The organism is Flavobacterium sp. IMCC34852, assembly GCF_030643905.1.
GTDB lineage: Bacteria > Bacteroidota > Bacteroidia > Flavobacteriales > Flavobacteriaceae > Flavobacterium > Flavobacterium rivulicola.
This window is the reverse complement of sequence record NZ_CP121446.1, coordinates 305,981-323,742: the sequence shown is the minus strand read 5'-3', so window position 1 is coordinate 323,742 and position 17,762 is coordinate 305,981. Positions and strand designations below refer to the sequence as shown.

The 17,762-nt window shown below is 38.6% G+C and carries 16 protein-coding genes and 1 tRNA gene; 11 read left to right on the top strand and 6 right to left on the bottom strand.

Annotation, left to right across the window (positions count from 1 at the left end; all coding sequences use genetic code 11):
- Nucleotide 1 precedes the first annotated feature (1 nt).
- Nucleotides 2-766, bottom strand: coding sequence for an enoyl-CoA hydratase/isomerase family protein (locus P7V56_RS01425; RefSeq protein WP_171221452.1), 765 nt, complete (start codon nucleotides 764-766; stop codon nucleotides 2-4).
- Nucleotides 767-865: 99 nt separating this feature from the next.
- Here P7V56_RS01425 and P7V56_RS01420 point away from each other — a divergent pair.
- Nucleotides 866-939: transfer RNA gene (locus P7V56_RS01420), tRNA-Ala, on the top strand.
- A gap of 41 nt (nucleotides 940-980) precedes the next feature.
- On the opposite strand, the gene P7V56_RS01415 is transcribed toward P7V56_RS01420, so the two are convergent.
- The gene (locus P7V56_RS01415; protein WP_171221453.1) at nucleotides 981-1,553 is read right to left on the bottom strand and encodes a DUF3109 family protein; all 573 of its coding nucleotides are present in this window, start codon (nucleotides 1,551-1,553) and stop codon (nucleotides 981-983) included.
- Between the two features lie 87 nt (nucleotides 1,554-1,640).
- Between P7V56_RS01415 and P7V56_RS01410 the strand changes: the two genes are divergently transcribed.
- From P7V56_RS01410 to P7V56_RS01400, 3 genes are all read left to right on the top strand, one after another.
- Complete coding sequence (locus tag P7V56_RS01410; RefSeq protein WP_171221454.1) at nucleotides 1,641-2,216, top strand: MarC family protein; 576 nt, start codon at nucleotides 1,641-1,643, stop codon at nucleotides 2,214-2,216.
- Nucleotides 2,217-2,254: 38 nt separating this feature from the next.
- Nucleotides 2,255-2,452: a hypothetical protein gene (locus tag P7V56_RS01405; RefSeq protein WP_171221455.1), complete on the top strand. Its 198-nt coding sequence runs from the start codon at nucleotides 2,255-2,257 to the stop codon at nucleotides 2,450-2,452.
- A gap of 123 nt (nucleotides 2,453-2,575) precedes the next feature.
- Nucleotides 2,576-3,184, top strand: a complete 609-nt coding sequence (locus P7V56_RS01400) for an FAD-dependent oxidoreductase (protein ID WP_171221456.1) — start codon at nucleotides 2,576-2,578, stop codon at nucleotides 3,182-3,184.
- Nucleotides 3,185-3,187: 3 nt separating this feature from the next.
- On the opposite strand, the gene P7V56_RS01395 is transcribed toward P7V56_RS01400, so the two are convergent.
- The 3 genes from P7V56_RS01395 to P7V56_RS01385 all read right to left on the bottom strand — a co-directional run bounded on the left by P7V56_RS01395 (nucleotide 3,188) and on the right by P7V56_RS01385 (nucleotide 5,954).
- A complete protein-coding gene (locus P7V56_RS01395; RefSeq protein ID WP_171221457.1) occupies nucleotides 3,188-4,756 on the bottom strand; it encodes a S41 family peptidase in 1,569 nt (522 codons plus the stop codon).
- Nucleotides 4,757-4,777: 21 nt separating this feature from the next.
- The gene (locus P7V56_RS01390) at nucleotides 4,778-5,206 is read right to left on the bottom strand and encodes a deoxycytidylate deaminase (RefSeq protein ID WP_171221458.1); all 429 of its coding nucleotides are present in this window, start codon (nucleotides 5,204-5,206) and stop codon (nucleotides 4,778-4,780) included.
- A 154-nt stretch (nucleotides 5,207-5,360) separates the two neighbouring features.
- Nucleotides 5,361-5,954, bottom strand: coding sequence for a HupE/UreJ family protein (locus P7V56_RS01385; RefSeq protein WP_171221459.1), 594 nt, complete (start codon nucleotides 5,952-5,954; stop codon nucleotides 5,361-5,363).
- A 149-nt stretch (nucleotides 5,955-6,103) separates the two neighbouring features.
- Between P7V56_RS01385 and P7V56_RS01380 the strand changes: the two genes are divergently transcribed.
- Nucleotides 6,104-6,535, top strand: a complete 432-nt coding sequence (locus P7V56_RS01380; protein ID WP_171221460.1) for a tellurite resistance TerB family protein — start codon at nucleotides 6,104-6,106, stop codon at nucleotides 6,533-6,535.
- 230 nt (nucleotides 6,536-6,765) lie between these two features.
- Here the strand turns inward: P7V56_RS01380 and fbp are convergent, their stop codons facing one another.
- Nucleotides 6,766-7,773 (bottom strand): class 1 fructose-bisphosphatase, encoded by a 1,008-nt coding sequence (gene fbp, locus P7V56_RS01375; RefSeq protein ID WP_171221461.1) that lies wholly within the window; start codon nucleotides 7,771-7,773, stop codon nucleotides 6,766-6,768.
- A gap of 107 nt (nucleotides 7,774-7,880) precedes the next feature.
- Here fbp and P7V56_RS01370 point away from each other — a divergent pair, with 107 nt between their 5' ends.
- The 6 genes from P7V56_RS01370 to P7V56_RS01345 all read left to right on the top strand — a co-directional run bounded on the left by P7V56_RS01370 (nucleotide 7,881) and on the right by P7V56_RS01345 (nucleotide 17,631).
- A complete protein-coding gene (locus tag P7V56_RS01370; protein WP_171221462.1) occupies nucleotides 7,881-8,354 on the top strand; it encodes a GNAT family N-acetyltransferase in 474 nt (157 codons plus the stop codon).
- Entirely contained in the window at nucleotides 8,354-9,607 is a 1,254-nt protein-coding gene (locus tag P7V56_RS01365) for an aspartate kinase (protein WP_171221463.1), read from the top strand. Before P7V56_RS01370 ends, P7V56_RS01365 begins: the two co-directional genes overlap by 1 nt.
- Before the next feature lie 97 nt (nucleotides 9,608-9,704).
- Complete coding sequence (locus P7V56_RS01360; RefSeq protein ID WP_171221464.1) at nucleotides 9,705-13,103, top strand: DUF8818 domain-containing protein; 3,399 nt, start codon at nucleotides 9,705-9,707, stop codon at nucleotides 13,101-13,103.
- A 64-nt stretch (nucleotides 13,104-13,167) separates the two neighbouring features.
- Nucleotides 13,168-13,677 carry a hypothetical protein gene (locus P7V56_RS01355; RefSeq protein ID WP_171221465.1) on the top strand — a complete coding sequence of 170 codons (510 nt, stop codon included), beginning with the start codon at nucleotides 13,168-13,170 and terminating at the stop codon, nucleotides 13,675-13,677.
- 345 nt (nucleotides 13,678-14,022) lie between these two features.
- Nucleotides 14,023-15,000 carry a ribonucleotide-diphosphate reductase subunit beta gene (locus P7V56_RS01350; protein ID WP_171221466.1) on the top strand — a complete coding sequence of 326 codons (978 nt, stop codon included), beginning with the start codon at nucleotides 14,023-14,025 and terminating at the stop codon, nucleotides 14,998-15,000.
- 198 nt (nucleotides 15,001-15,198) lie between these two features.
- Nucleotides 15,199-17,631: a ribonucleoside-diphosphate reductase subunit alpha gene (locus tag P7V56_RS01345; protein WP_171221467.1), complete on the top strand. Its 2,433-nt coding sequence runs from the start codon at nucleotides 15,199-15,201 to the stop codon at nucleotides 17,629-17,631.
- Nucleotides 17,632-17,762: the final 131 nt, after the last annotated feature.

The window sequence follows — 17,762 nt, the reverse complement described above, 5'->3', positions numbered from 1 at the left end:
TTTATTTTTTAAATTCGCTTAACGCATTTTTAGTAAAGTCGGAAAGCACTAATTTACCCGAGATAGCGGCTCTTTCGTATAAAAGGGTATCCCAATTTTCGGTGCCTTCCCAGAACACTTTTTTCATTTCGGCTAAAGCATCCGGATTATAACTGGCTAATTTTTTGGCGAAAGCTGAAACAGCTTCGTCTAACTCGCCATAACTGTCAAAGATGTCAGCATAAAGTCCTTTTTCAATAGCCCAATCGGCAGTTTGCCATGTATTAGGTTGTAAAGTGAGTTGCGTCATAGCAGTTTTTCCAATTTTTCTGGAAACGGCAGGTTCAATTACAAAAGGTCCTATACCGATGGCTATTTCAGATAATTTAATCGAAGCATCTTGGTAGGCAAAAGCAAAATCGCAAGCCGAAGCCAAGCCAACACCGCCACCAACCGCTTTCCCTTGAATTTTTCCGAGAATAATTTTGGAACAGTTGCGCATCGCGTTGATTACATTGGCAAAACCGGAGAAGAATTTTTTTCCGGACTCAAAATCGGTAATAGAAAGCAACTCGTCAAAAGAAGCACCGGCACAAAAAGTCTTACCTTCACTTTGAAAGATAACCACATTAACCTCTTTATTGTGGCTCAAAGCATTTAATTCTTCCGTGAGTTTTTGCAATAAATCACCGGGAAAAGAATTACTCGCCGGATGACTGAAAGTTAGGGTTGCGATTTTATTTTCAATTTGGGTTCTAATAAACCCATTGGTGTTTTCGGCAGACATAAAAAAATATTTAGGGTAAATTTACAATAAATCTCAAAAAAGATAGGTGTTGTATTGTTTTTTGTTTGGATAAAATTATATATTTGTCGTCTCAAAAATGGGGATGTAGCTCAGTTGGCTAGAGTGCTTGACTGGCAGTCAAGAGGTCGTGGGTTCGAGCCCCATCTTCTCCACAAAAAAGCCGAAATCATTTGATTTCGGCTTTTTTTATTTTTTACTTTCCGTTTTTTAAATCTTCCGCTACTTTTTCCAATTCAGCATACCAATCTTCTCCGAATTTTCGAATCAAGGCTTCTTTGACAAATTTGTAAACCGGCACTTGGAGTTCTTTTCCTAAGGTACAAGCATCACTACAAATATCCCAACGGTCATAATTGACGGCGGCAAATTCGCTAAAATCTTTTACTCTTATAGGATATAAATGACACGAAACCGGTTTTTTCCAGTTGATGATGCCCTGGTTGTAAGCTTGTTCAATACCACAAAGCGCGGTTTTTCCGTCGAAAATTACGTAAGCACAATCTTTATTGTCAATTAGTGGCGTTTCTAAATCTTGGTCGGTTCCGACCACCCAAGTGCCTAATTTTTCTATGGCTTCTATGCCTTCTTTGCGCAAAAATGGTTTTACTTTCGGATAAATTTCTTCCAAAATTTTAGTTTCTTCTTGACTTAAAGGCGCACCGGCATCTCCATCAACACAGCAAGCACCGTGACAGGCGGAGAGGTTGCACACAAAATCTTTTTCAAGAATATCTTCGGAAACTATGGTTTTGCCTAATTGGAACATACACTAATTTTAAGAATGCAAAAGTACAAATGAAATTTGGCTTACAAGAAGTATTAAAACCTTAATTTTGCAAAAAAATAATTAGGTATGAATTTAGATTTTAGAGAAATAGCAACTACAACGATGGTGCTTTTTGCGGTGATTGATATCGTGGGAAGTATTCCTGTGATTATCGATTTGAGAACAAAATTTGGTCATATTCAATCGGAGAAAGCATCTTTGGTTTCGGCCGGAATCATGATTGCGTTTCTTTTTGTGGGAGAAGAAATTTTGAAATTGATTGGTATCGATGTCAATTCGTTTGCCGTAGCGGGTTCGTTTGTCCTTTTCTTTTTGGCTTTGGAAATGATACTCGGCATTAGATTATACCGCGATGAAGAAGCCAATTCTGCATCTATTGTACCGATTGCTTTTCCCTTGATTGCCGGTGCCGGAACCATGACTACTTTACTTTCTTTGCGTGCCGAATTTCAATCCATCAATATTATTATTGCTATTTTGTTGAACATTTTGCTAGTTTATGCCGTATTGAAATCGTCGTCTAAAATTGAAAAAATGCTCAGCAAAAATGGTTTGAACATCATCCGAAAAGTATTTGGAGTAGTTTTACTGGCAATTGCTGTTAAATTATTTGCCGCTAATGTTAAAGGACTATTTGCATAATCTTAAAAATTAGTATTTTTGTTCCATAAATTTATCTCATGAAAATTTTCACCAACATACTTATATTTCTTGCCGTAGCCTTAATATTGGTTAATATTTATTTACTCGATTTCAACAACCCGTTTGAAGGTGACAGTATGGTGGCTTTAATTGGTATAGCCGCGTCATTTTGTGCGGTCTTAATCCTTTTGATTTTTAGAATGTCAAAGAAAATCGAGGACAAACTTAAAAACTAAGGGTTTCTCAAATTCCAGAGAGGAAAATCAAAATTCAAATGTTTGAGACTTTACATTTAAATTTTGGTCCCGAAGTTTCGGGATTTGGAATTTGTCATTTTATAACTTCTAATTTTCCGGTTTATGTATGATGTTTTGATTATTGGTGGCGGCGTTTCGGGGATGTCTTGTGCTTTGATTTTAGGTTCGGCCCAAAACAAACCTTTTGCAACCGATAAAAAAATAGGCATCATTGCCCATCAAAAAGCTTCTTCACTTCAAGACGCTCTTTTTAATAACGCTTACGGAATTCCAGCCGGAAAATTAGGTTCAGAATTACTTGAGGAAAGCGTTGATCATTTAAACCAATTGTATCATCACATCGAACAAATTTCAGGCGAAAAAGTAATGAAGATTGAAGGCGAAGCCGGAAATTTTAGCGTTATCACCAATAAAACTAGTTATCAAACTAAAATCGTTGTCATCGGAATTGGCGCCGGAAATCCTTTTACCATTGAAGGTTTAGAAGAGTACATAATACCGCATCAAAAAGTGATTCCGGAGAAAAACAGAATCCAACTCAAAAATACCGACCATAAAGTAGCCGAAGGAATATTTGTTATCGGAACTTTAGCCGGATGGCGCAGTCAATTGTCTATAGCCGCCGGGAGTGGCGCAGCCGTAGCAACTGATATTTTGACTTTATGGAATGGTGGAGTTCATGTACAAGTGCACGACAGCATCAGAAAGTAAAACTTACTTCAGCACGGCTTTCAACATCGCGTCATCTTTTAAAATGATTTGATAGTATTGGTCTTCGCCAAAAAGTTGTCGGGCATATTCCGCCGTTAGGAATTTTTTCACCAAAGGTTTATTATTCGCTAATGACATTTCCAAACCGGCCTCTTTTAAATAGCTTTCGAATTTAGAAACCGTGCTTTGGTCGTTTTGCATTTTAGTTAAGAATGCCTCAAATCTTAGCCCTTTAAATGGCGCTCTGTTTTTGTCCAATTGTTCGAAAACAAAATGACTCACTAAACCTGAGCTTAAAATGTAGGCCAAACTTTCCTCGCCTTTTTTTACTTCCAAAGGCACAAAGATATCCGGAACGATACCGCCGCCGCCATAAACGATTCTGCCTTTTTTGGTTTTGAATTTTAAAGAATCCGCCACTTTGATTTTGCTTTTAGCGTATAATTCACCGTTTTCAAATCGGGCTTCGTAATCGTGATTGTATTCTTCGCCTTGTCCTTTGACATAAGGTTTTTGAATCGAGCGACCGCTTGGGGTGTAATATCTTGAAGTCGTTAAACGAACGGCCGAACCGTCTTCAAAGTCCATTTCGCGCTGCACTAAACCTTTCCCGAAAGAACGACGACCTACGATAGTTCCTCGGTCATTATCTTGTATTGCACCGGCTAAAATTTCACTGGCAGAAGCCGAGTTTTCATCGATTAAAACAAAGACTCTTCCGCTTTCAAAAATGCCTTCTTCGGTGGCAAAAGTTTTGTTGATTTCGCCTCTTTTGTTTTTGGTAAAAACGATAAGCTCTTTGTCTTTTAATAACTCATCCGCAATTTCAACGGCTTTTTCCAAATAACCGCCGCCATTGTCTCGCAAATCAATGACTAAGGTTTTCATGCCTTGTTTTTTCAATTGTTCCAATCCTACTCGGAATTCGTCATAAGTGCTTTCGGCAAAGCGATTGATTTTGATATATCCGGTAGTGGCGTTGAGTTTCAAATAGGCGTCAACACTTTTAATCGGAACCACATCGCGAATCACCGGGATTTTTAGTTTTTTATTGCTGCTTTTTCGGTAGATGGTCAATAAAACTTTTGAGCCTTCTTCGCCTTTTAATTTGTTGAACAAACTGTCTGTCGGCAATTTTCTTCCAAAGAGTTTGTCTTTATCCGCGTATAAAATGCGGTCACCGGCTAAGATACCGGCTTTTTCGGCCGGACCGTTTTCCAAAGGTTTTACTATGGTAACGGTGTCATTAAACATATAAAAATTGACACCAATACCGACAAAATCTCCTTTCATCAACTCGGCTTCTGAGGATTGTTCGCTGGGCGGAATGTAAACGGAATGCGGATCTAGATTGGCCAAAATACTGTTCACCGTTAGGTCAACAATTGAATCTGAATTAACGTCATCAACATATTCGTCATTGATAAAATCGATTAGTTTTTCAATTTTGGCTTTGCTGGCGTTTTGTTTGGAAAGAGATCGTTTCGGAAAATTGAGCATACCGCCGATGATTATTCCCAAGGCGACGCAAGAGAACAGCAATAAAGGCAAGTATTTTTCCTTAGATTTCATTTGACCAATATTATTATGAGATTAGTCTAAATTTTCGATTTGAGTTACTTCAATTCCGGCTTTTCTCAGGAAGTCTAAACCGGATTCATCGCGGTAACCGTTTTTAAAAACCACCCGTTTAATGCCCGATTGGTGAATCAATTTGCTGCATTCTTTACAAGGTGAAAGCGTGATATAAAGGGTGGCATTTTCGCAACTTTGAGTAGAACGCGCTACCTTAGAAATCGCATTGGCTTCGGCGTGTAAGACATACCATTTAGTTAAGCCTTCGTCGTCTTCGCAGCAGTTTTCAAAGCCCGATGGCGTTCCGTTATAACCATCGGAGATAATCATTTTATCTCGGACAATAATGGCACCGACTTGTTTGCGTTTGCAATAAGACAATTTGCTCCATTCGGCAGCAATTCTCAAGTAGGCAACGTCGTATTTTTTTTGTTTGGCTTCTTTCATTTATTCTGAATTTGTTTCAGAATCTTGTTCGTGCAACAAGATTACCGATAATCAAATGGTTTTTCCTTTAGCCCCGATTGTAACTAGCTACCATGTAGCGTGGAAAGCGGGAAAACGGATAGCAAATATACCCAAACCTTTCGCTTTAAAACAATTATTTAACCCAAATTTCACTTTGTAAAATCATCGGAATGACGACACCGACGATAAAGGCGGAAATGATTAAAACCCAGTCGCGTTTGGAGAATTTTAAAAGCGTTTGAACTACGTACGCCAAAAGTAAAGCAGCTATTACGACTATGATTTGGGCGACTTCAATCCCAAGCGCAAACTCGAATAACGGTAAAAGTTTGTCTGTTGGTTTACCGGAAAGAATCGTGTTGAAATAATTTGAAAACCCTAAACCATGAATAACCCCAAAGAAAACCGTAACAATGCCAATAAAAGTAATACTGCTATGTTTGCTCGATTTACCCGAAACGACTATGTTATACAAAGCGGCAATCAATATGGTTATCGGAATAAGGAATTCGACGATATCTGACTTGATGGTTATGATATTAAAAACCGAAAGAAATAGTGCTAAAGTGTGTCCTAAAGTAAAAAGCGAGACCAGAATTAAAATTCTTTTCCACGATTTGAATTCGTAAGGAACGGTTAAGGCTAAAAGAAATAAAACATGGTCGTAGGCAAAAATATCAAGCACATGTTTTAATCCGATATTGAAGTATATCCAGAAATCTGACATTGTAGTTTTGGTTGTTTGGAACGTAAACTTACAATTAATTTTTATTGAGCCCTAAAAATAAATCCTAAAATCGATGAAAAACATTTTGGAAATTGGTTTTTCAAAAAAGGAAATTGGCTTATATTTGCAGTATTAAAACCCATAAAATTATGTCAATTTCAGATTTATTTGATAGCGAGTTTAAAAGCAGAAATAAGGGACATTTTTCAGCAATCGTTCGCGTGGCTACAGCCGATGGCGATATGAGTAAAGAAGAGAAAGAATTCTTGGATAAATTGGCCGTTCGCTTAGAAATTTCCGCAGCAGAATACGAAGAGATTTTAGAAAATCCTTTAAAATATCCTATCAATCCACCGTATTTACATGCGCAAAGATTAGAGCGTTTGTATGATTTATCGCGTATGGTTTATGCAGACCACGTTCTAGGACCAAAACAAAAAGAAATCTTAACCAAGTTTGCTTTGGCTTTAGGGTTTACTCCGGGTAATGTGCCTTATATTGTTGACAAAGCATTGTCGCTATTGGTGATGGATGTGGACTCAGATACCTTTGTTTACGAAATGACACACATGAATAAGTAATGAAAGGCCTTGAGAAATCAAGGCTTTTTTTTATGACGAACTAAAGTTCGTGTACCTGACTGCCACCGGCAGTCCTCCTCTTAATATCAAATGTTTACGAAATGACACACATGAATAAATAAAAGGCAAATGGCATTGTCCAAGAGTCAACTTTAATATAAAAAGGCAGAAATGATTTATTTTCCTGCCTTTTTTATTTTTCTAATGCCTAATGCCTTTTGGCTATTGCCTTAGACATACTTCGCCATAAACTCTTCCGCCTTTTCTACCATATTATAACTTCCGCAGAAGAAAGGCACGCGTTGGTGTAATTCTGTGGGTTGAATTTCCATGATTCTTCCAAAACCATCGGAAGCTTTTCCGCCGGCTTGTTCGGCAATGAATGCCATAGGATTGCATTCGTAGAGTAAACGTAATTTTCCGTTAGGCGATTTCATGCTGGTTGGGTAAATGTAAATTCCCCCTTTGATCATGTTGCGGTGAATATCGGAAACCAAACTTCCGATGTAACGAGAAGTATAAGGTCGGTCGCCTTCTTCCAACTGGCAATATTTGATATAATCTTTTACGCCTTGCGGGAAATGCACATAATTGCCTTCGTTGATGGAATAAATGTTACCGTCTTTTGAAAACTGCATATTCGGGTGTGATAAATAAAAGGTTCCAATAGCCGGGTTCAAAGTAAAACCGTTAACGCCGTGACCGGTAGTGTAGACTAACATGGTTGAGGTGCCGTAAATTACATAACCGGCGGCCACTTGCTGGGTTCCGGGTTGCAAAAAATCGGCAGAAGTAACCGGTGTTCCAACCGGCGTTACTCTGCGAAATACCGAAAAAATTGTCCCAACGGAAACATTGACATCTATATTGGAAGAACCGTCAAGCGGATCCATCAAAACAACATATTTATTGCTGTGTGTTTTATCGGAACCGGCAACGGTAATAAAATCGTCATTTTCTTCGGAGGCAATGCCACAAACAATTTCACGGTTGATTAAGGTTTGGATAAAAACTTCATTGGCATACACATCCAGTTTTTGTTGGTCTTCCCCTTGGATATTTTGGTCACCGGCGGCACCAACTATATCGACCAAACCGGCTTTGTTGACTTTGTAATTCACCACTTTGGCGGCCAATCGGATGGAGTTGATAATTCGGGATAATTCTCCGGAGGAATACTTAAATTCTTCTTGTTTTTCGATGATAAATTCACCTAAGGTTTTGTTGCGTTCTTCCATTACGAAATCGTTGTAGTTGTGGGTGCAAATATCGCTAAATTTGCCAAAGAAAAAATGTATTTCGCAAAGAAATTATAAATTGTATTTTTGCAAAAAATTTGTACCAAATGAACATCCGAAAAGGAACTAAAGCCGACATGCAAGCCGTACTGGATTTAATCCGAGAATTGGCCGTTTTTGAAAAAGAACCCGATGCGGTTGTAGTAACCGTGGCCGATTTAGAGCGAGATGGTTTTGGAGAAAATCCTTTGTTTTACACTTTTGTAGCTGAGGTTGAAAACGAGATTGTCGGGATGGCGTTGTATTATTACCGCTATTCCACTTGGAAAGGAAGAACCATTCATTTGGAGGATTTAATTGTCAAAGAAAAAATGCGCGGTACCGGTTTGGGCTCAGCCTTGTACACTAAAATCATGGAACAAGGAAAAGCAGACAACGTTCGAAGAATCGAATGGAATGTCTTAGACTGGAACACGCCGGCAGTAGAATTTTATAAAAAATCGGGGGCGAAAGTCTTAGAAGATTGGGACGTTGTTCAAATGGACGAACAAGGAATAAATGAATATTTAACTAATTTATAATGAGAATTTTCAAATTTGGGGGTGCATCAGTTAAAGATGCTGAAGGTATTAAAAACGTATTTAGTGTATTAGAAAAAGTAGGTCATGAAGACACACTTTTGGTAATTTCCGCGATGGGAAAGACCACGAATGCTTTAGAAGTTGTAATCAAAAATTACTTCGAGAAGTCTAATGAATTGCATTCATCTTTACAAGAAGTCAAGAAGTACCACTACCAAATTTTGATGGATTTATTCGAAGACGAAGAGCACGATGTGTATTTTGCGGTAAACAGTCATTTTGCCGATTTAGAATACTTTATCCGAAGCAATAAATCACCAAATTATAACTTTGTCTATGACCAAGTGGTGAGTTACGGAGAGATTCTTTCGACCACAATTGTTAGCCATTATTTTGCGCAAGCCGGTTTGAAAAATAACTGGATTGATGTTAGGAACTTTATCAAAACCGACAATACTTACCGTGATGCCAATGTCGATTGGGAAAAAACCCAACAGTTTATTTCAAAAGGCGTTAAGAAAAAAGCGTTGAATATCACGCAAGGATTTTTAGGGTCTGACGAAAATAATTTCACCACCACTTTAGGTCGAGAAGGTTCCGATTATACCGCAGCGATTTTTGCGTATTGCTTAAATGCAGAAAGCGTAACCATTTGGAAAGACGTTCCGGGTGTGATGAATGCCGATCCGAGATACTTTGAAAACGCGATTTTGTTAAATCAAATTTCTTATCGTGAAGCCATCGAGTTAGCGTTTTACGGCGCTACGGTTATTCACCCAAAAACCTTGCAACCGCTTCAGAAAAAAGAAATTCCGTTACATGTAAAATCATTTATCAATCCGCTATTACCGGGAACCAGCGTTTCCAAAGGGAAAGATTTAGAGCCGCAAACGCCTTGTTATATTGTCAAAAGAGACCAATTATTGATTTCATTATCGTCTATCGATTTCTCTTTTATTATGGAAGAAAATATCAGCGAAATATTTGCTTTATTCCACCAATACAAAATGAAAGTGAGTTTGATACAAAACTCGGCGATTAGTTTTTCAGTAAGTGTGGAAGATAAATTTGGCAACTTCAATGAATTGAAAGCCATTTTGTCTAAAAAATTCAAAGTAGCCTACAACGAAAACGTGTCTTTGTATACCATTCGCCACTTCAACAAAGAAGCTGCAGAAATGGTAGAAAAAGGCAAAACTGTTTTGCTAAAACAAATTTCGAGAGAAACCATGCAAGTGGTGACTAAAGAATAAGCAAAGAAAGAACAAACAATTAAACCGCGAATGCTCAAAATATAGTGCGTTCGCGGTTTTTTTATATTAAAAAGCCTATTTTTACGTTATAAAGAATATGTTTAAAAAAGGGCTATTATTATTGATACTTCTCGGTTTTTCCGGTCTTTCGGCTCAGGAAATCAAATCGTTGTACCAAACCAAAAAAATAACCGTTTCCAAAGACACTATTGCTATTGAAAAAGTCAGTATCAGCCCGAGTTTCTTTAAACTGTTGAATCGGGAAGGCAAAGAAATCGACACTACTTTCTATAAAGTCGATTTTAAAACCGGGAAACTATTTTTCAAAAACGGCTTTACTGCTTCAGACAGTTTGACCGTTCGTTATTTTAAATTTCCCGAAAATTTAACCAAAACCTACAGTATTTACGACCAAAGTAAAGTGGTGCCCAACGAAGCCGGAAATCTGTATAAAATTGATCGCTCGGTTAAAAAATTCGTTCCGTTTGAAGGTTTGAATACCTCCGGAAGTATCACTCGTGGCGTAACTATTGGCAATAACCAAAATGCTTCAGTAACGTCCAACCTCGATTTACAAATCACCGGAAAAATCTCCGACAAAGTCTCGCTTCGCGCTTCGATACAGGATTCTAATATTCCGTTACAGGACAATGGTTATTCTCAAAAATTGGACGAATTTGACCAAATCTTCATCGAATTATTTACCGACAAATGGAACATTCGCGCCGGCGATTTATTCCTCGAAAACAGGCAATCGCGTTTTCTCAATTTCAATAAAAAAGTACAAGGATTGTCCACGAGATTCACATTTGGCGGCGAAGAAAACAAAACCGAAATCTTTACCGCGGCAGCTTTGGTTCGCGGACAATATGCCAAAAGTGCGTTCACCGGACAAGAAGGCAATCAAGGTCCGTACAAATTAAGAGGCAATAATGGCGAATTGTATGTCTTGGTGATTTCAGGTTCGGAACGCGTTTATGTCAACGGAATTTTAAAAAAACGCGGCGAAAACAACGATTACATCATCGATTACAATGCCGGAGAAATCACGTTTACGTCATTATTTCCGATTACTTCCGAAATGCGAATCGTCATCGAATACCAATATTCCGATAGAAGTTATACCCGATTTGTGACTTATGGCGGTGCCAATTATACTTCGAAGAACTGGAGTTTGGGCGGCTATTTGTATTCCGAAAATGATGTCAAAAATCAACCGCTGCAACAAAGTTTGTCACCCGAACAAGTCGCTGTTTTGGCGAATGCCGGTGACAATGTCAACCTGATGAATGCGCCATCAGCCTATTTGGATACTTATTCTGAGAATAAAATTTTGTACAAAAAAGTCTTCGTTAATGCCGTCGAAGTCTTTGAATATTCTAATAATCCTGATGACGAATTGTACAATGTTAGGTTTACTTTAGTAGGGAATAATCAGGGGAATTATATTTTAACCAACACCGCGGCAATCGGTAAAATTTACCAGTATGTTGAACCGTTAGGCGGCGTCCCGCAAGGGAATTACGAACCAATAACCCGTTTGGTTGCGCCAACTAAAATACAAATTGCAACCGTTTTAGGAAAATACAATCCGAATGAAAAAACGTTGGTAGATTTTGAAATAGGTGTGAGCAATAACGACCAAAATTTGTTTTCGCCTATTGATGATTCTGACAATAAAGGCACCGCCGGAAAACTAAATTTCAAGCAAAGATTATTGAGCAAAAAATGGCAAGTTGATGCTTTTGGAAATTACCAATTTGTACAAGAAGATTTCCGAACCATTGAGCGTTTGTTTAATATAGAGTTCAATCGCGACTGGAATTTGACCACTTTCAAAGGCAATCAAAGTTTAATGGTTAACGGATTAGACTTCACTTTACCCGAAAAAGGGAAACTGACTTACCAGTTCGAAAAGTTGGATTTCTCTAAAAGCTTTTCGGGAAACCGACATTTAATTAATGGCTTTTTCAAACTAAAAGATTGGAATTTGCTCCAAAACACCAGTATTTTAAACAGCGATGGCGATTATGCAAAGTCAACCTTTATCAGAAACCAATCGCAAGCCAGATATCATTTTAAAAAGAATTGGATTGGTGGAACTTTGCGTTTGGAAGACAATAAAGAAAGATTAGCAGCCACGAATCAATTGTCAACTTTGAGCCAACGATTTACCGAATACGGCGCTTTTGTAGGTCGAGGCGATAGTACCAAAGTGTATGTAGAATTGGGTTATTTGCAACGCGTAAATGACAGTTTGCAAAATGGCTTTCTGCAAAAAGTAAACACCTCGCAATCCTATTATTTAAAGTCTAGATTGATTCAAAGCGATAAATCCAATTTGGCTTTGTTTGTCAACTACAGAAATTTAAAATTTGAAGATGATACTCGAGAAAACGAGCCGTCACTCAATTCTCGATTGTTGTACAATGCTCAATTTTTTAAACAATTTGCCCAAGTTACCACAGCCTACGAGACGACTTCGGGCACTATTGCCCAACAGGAATTTACTTACCTCGAAGTAGAACCGGGACAAGGGGTTTATACTTGGAATGATTATAACAACAACGGAATTCAGGAGTTACAAGAGTTCGAAATCGCACCGTTTCCGGATCAAGCGCGGTATGTTCGGATATTTTTGCCCAATCAAATTTTTGTCAAAACCCATCAGAATAAATTTTCGCAATCGCTTACGCTCAATCCGGTTCAATGGCAAAATGCCAAAGGGGTCAAAAAAGTATTGTCTTATTTTTACAACCAAACCTCCTATTTAATAGAGCGAAAAATTCTGCGAAACGGAAATAATTTCGACCTGAATCCGTTTTCAACCCAAGACAATAATTTGTTGGGACTCAATACCAATATTCGGAATAGTTTGTTTTATAACAGGGGAAAGCAAAAGCATTCAACCACTTATACTTTCACCCAAAACAAATTACAAACCTTGCTTTCAGTTGGTTCGCAGGAAAGTGAAAACAAGTCGCATCAATTGCAGTATACGCATTTGGTACAAAAAACTTGGTTGTTTAATTTAGGAACAAAAACAACCAGAACAGCTCTTTTTTCGGAGAATTATGAAGCCAAAAATTTTGAAGTTAAAGGCTATCAAATCAATCCTAAAATATCCTATTTGTTTAACAAGAATACCAGTTGGGATGTTTTTTATGAATACCAAAATAAAGAAAATCAAATCGGGAATAGAGAGCAGTTAAAGCAAAGTCGATTGGGGACTTCCTTTTCTTTGGCCGGTGAAAAGAAGTTTACTATGAATGGGGAATTCTCTTTGTATAACAATAAATTTGTTGGTGATGCCTTGTTACCCGTGGCTTTTCAGATGCTGGAAGGATTGCAGCCGGGCAAAAACTTAACTTGGCGATTGTTGTTGCAAAAGAATTTGACCCAATTTCTAGACATCAATATCAATTACCAAGGCAGAAAAACAGAAACGAGTCAAACCATTCATACCGGTAACGTGCAGTTAAGAGCATATTTTTAAATGGAATGGTTTTTGTTTTAATTTTTTTTGTAATTTTAAATCAATAACTAATAAAGTAAGCATTATGAAAAAAGTAATTTTATTGTGTATGGTGTTCGTTTTTTCAAATACCTTTTTTGCTCAGGAAGTCAAAGTAACCGATGCGGTTAAGAAAACCAAAGCACAAGAGAAAACAACAAAACCAAAAATCACAGAAGCCGTTAAAACAACTAAAACAAAAGAAGCTTCGGGCGTTAAACTAAAAAAAGACGGCACTCCTGATGAACGCTATAAAAAAACAAATGTACCTTTAAAAAAAGACGGCACGCCGGACAAGCGTTTTAAATCAAACAATGCTTCTGAAAGAGGACAAGAGCGTTCAGCCGCCGGAAAAGCCAAAGCCGCTGCCAATAAATCAGAAGCCAAAGCCAAAAAAGAAGTCAAAGAAAGAGTATCCAACGAAAAAGCACCTAAAAAGATTAAAGACAAGGTGACCGGAACTTATAAAGGCAAAAAAGTGTATACCGGGCCAAGAGGAGGAAAGTATTATATCAACTCTAATGGTAATAAAACCTATATTTCGGAAGACAAATAAGAAATAAACGTACACTTTACTAAGAGCGGTTTTTCCAACGGAAAAACCGCTCTTTTTTTAGCGTCGAAAATTAATTTTCAGAAGAGTTCAACTGTTAAAATTTTGCCATCAGTAAATTCTTAACTTCCTTTGTTTTAGGGCTTTTTAACAATTTAAAAAAAAATAAAACACTGAAAATCAAGCAGTTGAAAATTGATTAAAAAAGTTAAACAAAACCTCAGTTTGTTAAAAACTAGAGCGGATTGTGAATAAGTTTGACTTTCATTTTCCGTTTCGTTTGACAATCTTTGTAACAGACAGATTTCGAAAAAAATCTCCCCAATAATTCAAAAAAACAATTCAAAAATGGCAACTATCGAACCAATTTTACAAGAAAACAAAAACCGCTTCGTGATTTTCCCTATCAAACATCATGATATTTGGGATTGGTACAAAAAAATGGAAGCTAGTTTTTGGACTGCCGAAGAAATCGATTTGCACCAAGATTTATCCGATTGGAATAATAAGTTGAATGCCGATGAAAAGTATTTCATCAAACACATATTGGCTTTCTTCGCCGCTTCTGACGGAATTGTAAATGAAAATCTAGCCGAAAATTTCGTCAACGAAGTACAATATCCTGAAGCCAAGTTTTTCTACGGTTTCCAAATCATGATGGAAAACATCCACAGCGAAACCTATTCGTTGCTGATTGATACTTATGTAAAAGATGAAGCCGAAAAAGCACAATTATTCAACGCTATCGAAGTATTTCCTGCTGTAAAGAAAAAAGCCGATTGGGCTTTGAAATGGATTGGTTCCGATTCGTTCGCCGAAAGATTAATCGCTTTTGCCGCCGTGGAAGGAATCTTCTTTTCAGGAGCATTCTGTTCTATTTTTTGGTTGAAAAAACGCGGATTAATGCCGGGCTTGACGTTCTCTAACGAATTAATTTCCCGTGACGAAGGCGTTCACTGCGACTTTGCCGTGCATTTACACAACCACCATTTAGTGCATAAAGTATCCAAAGCCAGAATCACCGAAATCATTACCGACGCTTTGACCATCGAAAGAGAATTCATCACCGAATCACTTCCGGTAAGTTTAATCGGGATGAATGCCAATTTAATGACACAATACCTAGAGTTTGTAGCCGACAGATTACTAGTAGAATTGGGTTGCAAAAGAGTCTACAACTCTAACAATCCTTTCGATTTCATGGATATGATTTCGCTACAAGGAAAGACCAATTTCTTTGAAAAGCGCGTGGCCGAATACCAAAAAGCCGGCGTAATGTCAAAAGATACCGAAGATCAAAAAATCAGCTTCGACGCTGACTTCTAAAATATGCAGTCGCCTAGCCCGGATGGAAGTGGCATCCTTTTTATCTCGTTCTCAAACGAGATAAAAAGATACAGCGGACAGCCGGATTAGCTTCTCATAAAACCGCAGAAGATTCTTCTGCAAGTTAAGGGATTAACAAAACAAAACAAGTAACTCGAAGTAGCGAAGGGATTCTCTATTTCACAAAACAAAACAAGTATGTACGTAGTAAAAAGAGACGGTCACAAAGAACCGGTAATGTTTGACAAAATCACGGATAGAATTAAAAAACTATGCTATGGTTTGAATGAATTGGTAGACGCTGTAAAAGTAGCGATGAAAGTTATCGAAGGATTGTACGACGGAGTAACCACTTCAGAATTAGACAACCTAGCTGCCGAAACCGCAGCCTCCATGACCGTAACCCATCCGGATTATGCCCAATTAGCGGCTCGTATTGCTATTTCCAACTTACATAAAAACACCAACAAATCATTCTCGGAAACGATGAATGAAATGTTCCATTATGTTAATCCAAGAACCAACCAACCCGCACCGTTACTTTCAGAAGAAGTACACCAAGTTATCCAAGAAAATGCCGAGTTCTTAAACTCTCATATCATATACAACCGCGATTTCAATTACGATTATTTCGGTTTCAAAACTTTAGAGCGTTCGTATTTGCTAAAAATCAACGGCAAAATCGTAGAGCGTCCGCAACACATGTTAATGCGTGTTTCTGTTGGGATTCACTTAAACGATTTGGATGCAGTAATTGAAACTTACGACTTAATGTCGAAGAAGTTCTTTACCCATGCCACGCCAACGTTATTCAACGCCGGAACGCCAAAACCGCAAATGTCGTCTTGTTTCTTGTTATCTATGAAAGATGACAGCATCGATGGTATTTACGATACATTAAAAAACACTGCGAAAATCTCGCAATCAGCCGGAGGAATCGGTTTGTCTATTCATAACGTTCGTGCCACCGGTTCTTACATCAGAGGCACAAACGGAACTTCCAACGGTATCGTTCCGATGTTGCGCGTGTTCAACGACACCGCTCGTTACGTAGACCAAGGCGGTGGCAAAAGAAAAGGAAGTTTTGCCATTTACTTAGAAACTTGGCATGCGGATATCTTTGAATTCCTCGACTTGAAAAAGAACACCGGAAAAGAAGAAATGCGTGCACGAGATTTGTTCTTCGCGATGTGGACGTCAGATTTGTTCATGAAACGTGTTGAAGAAGATGCGCATTGGACCTTAATGTGTCCAAACGAATGTCCGGGCTTGTACGACGTTTACGGGGACGAGTTCGAAGCTTTATACACTTCTTACGAAGCACAAGGCAAAGGCAGAAAAACGGTAAAAGCTCGCGAGCTTTGGGAGAAAATCCTAGAGTCGCAAATCGAAACCGGAACACCATACATGTTGTACAAAGATGCCGCGAACCGCAAATCCAACCAAAAGAATTTGGGAACCATTCGCTCGTCTAACTTGTGTACCGAAATCATGGAGTACACTTCCGAGGACGAAATTGCGGTTTGTAACTTGGCTTCTATTTCGTTGCCAATGTTTGTCAACAACAACAAATTCGACCACGAATTGTTATTCAACGTAACCAAACGCGTAACGCGCAACTTAAACAAAGTAATCGACCGCAATTACTATCCGGTTAAAGAAGCTGAAAACTCTAATATGCGTCATCGTCCGGTGGGATTGGGTGTACAAGGTTTGGCCGATGCGTTTATTTTGTTGAGAATGCCATTCACCAGCGATGAAGCCAAACAATTAAACCAAGACATCTTCGAAACCATGTACTTTGCCGCCGTAACCGCGTCGATGGAAATGGCCAAAGAAGAAGGACCATACTCAAGCTTTAAAGGCTCACCAATTTCAGAAGGTTTGTTCCAACACAACCTTTGGAACATCAAAGACGAAGAATTATCCGGTCGTTGGGATTGGGCAAGCTTGCGCAAAGAAGTGGTAAAACACGGGGTGAGAAACTCCTTGTTGATGGCGCCAATGCCAACGGCTTCTACGTCACAAATCCTTGGAAACAACGAAGCTTTCGAACCTTACACTTCCAACATTTACACCCGTCGTGTATTGTCGGGTGAGTTTATCGTGGTGAACAAACACTTGTTGGAAGACCTAGTAAAACGCGGACTTTGGAATGAAGAGTTGAAACAGGAAATCATGCGTCACAACGGTTCCGTACAACACATTGAGCGTATTCCTGCCGACTTAAAAGAACTTTACAAAACCGTTTGGGAAATGTCGATGAAAGACATTATCGATATGTCAAGACACAGAGGATATTTTATCGACCAATCGCAATCGTTAAACTTGTTCATGCAAGATGCCAACTATGCGAAACTAACGTCAATGCACTTCTACGCTTGGAAAAGCGGCTTGAAAACCGGTATGTATTACCTAAGAACCAAAGCAGCAGTAGATGCTATCAAGTTCACTTTGAACAACGATAAAAAAGCCGAACCTATCTTAGCCGAACCGGAAGCAGTAGGCGTTGAAGTAGTGGCACCAACCGAAAACGGAGAAATGACCGCTGAAGATTTTGCCGCTATGGTAGAACGTGCACGCAATGCCGCCGGCAACGGTGGAGACGACTGCGAAATGTGTGGGTCGTAATTAAAACACGGAATAAAGATCAAAGAAAAACAGCTGTCAATTGATAGCTGTTTTTTTAGTATTTTTAGGAGCTGTTTCCCGCTTTCCGCGCTACACGGTAGCCAGCTCCAATCGGGGCTAGCGAATAGTAA

Excerpts from the sequence above, each read along its gene's own strand:
- P7V56_RS01425 (WP_171221452.1), bottom strand. The coding sequence starts at position 766 with ATGTCTGCCGAAAACACCAATGGGTTTATTAGAACCCAAATTGAAAAT.
- P7V56_RS01415 (WP_171221453.1), bottom strand. The coding sequence starts at position 1,553 with ATGTTCCAATTAGGCAAAACCATAGTTTCCGAAGATATTCTTGAAAAA.
- P7V56_RS01410 (WP_171221454.1), top strand. The coding sequence starts at position 1,641 with ATGAATTTAGATTTTAGAGAAATAGCAACTACAACGATGGTGCTTTTT.
- P7V56_RS01405 (WP_171221455.1), top strand. The coding sequence starts at position 2,255 with ATGAAAATTTTCACCAACATACTTATATTTCTTGCCGTAGCCTTAATA.
- P7V56_RS01400 (WP_171221456.1), top strand. The coding sequence starts at position 2,576 with ATGTATGATGTTTTGATTATTGGTGGCGGCGTTTCGGGGATGTCTTGT.
- P7V56_RS01395 (WP_171221457.1), bottom strand. The coding sequence starts at position 4,756 with ATGAAATCTAAGGAAAAATACTTGCCTTTATTGCTGTTCTCTTGCGTC.
- P7V56_RS01390 (WP_171221458.1), bottom strand. The coding sequence starts at position 5,206 with ATGAAAGAAGCCAAACAAAAAAAATACGACGTTGCCTACTTGAGAATT.
- P7V56_RS01385 (WP_171221459.1), bottom strand. The coding sequence starts at position 5,954 with ATGTCAGATTTCTGGATATACTTCAATATCGGATTAAAACATGTGCTT.
- P7V56_RS01380 (WP_171221460.1), top strand. The coding sequence starts at position 6,104 with ATGTCAATTTCAGATTTATTTGATAGCGAGTTTAAAAGCAGAAATAAG.
- fbp (WP_171221461.1), bottom strand. The coding sequence starts at position 7,773 with ATGGAAGAACGCAACAAAACCTTAGGTGAATTTATCATCGAAAAACAA.
- P7V56_RS01370 (WP_171221462.1), top strand. The coding sequence starts at position 7,881 with ATGAACATCCGAAAAGGAACTAAAGCCGACATGCAAGCCGTACTGGAT.
- P7V56_RS01365 (WP_171221463.1), top strand. The coding sequence starts at position 8,354 with ATGAGAATTTTCAAATTTGGGGGTGCATCAGTTAAAGATGCTGAAGGT.
- P7V56_RS01360 (WP_171221464.1), top strand. The coding sequence starts at position 9,705 with ATGTTTAAAAAAGGGCTATTATTATTGATACTTCTCGGTTTTTCCGGT.
- P7V56_RS01355 (WP_171221465.1), top strand. The coding sequence starts at position 13,168 with ATGAAAAAAGTAATTTTATTGTGTATGGTGTTCGTTTTTTCAAATACC.
- P7V56_RS01350 (WP_171221466.1), top strand. The coding sequence starts at position 14,023 with ATGGCAACTATCGAACCAATTTTACAAGAAAACAAAAACCGCTTCGTG.
- P7V56_RS01345 (WP_171221467.1), top strand. The coding sequence starts at position 15,199 with ATGTACGTAGTAAAAAGAGACGGTCACAAAGAACCGGTAATGTTTGAC.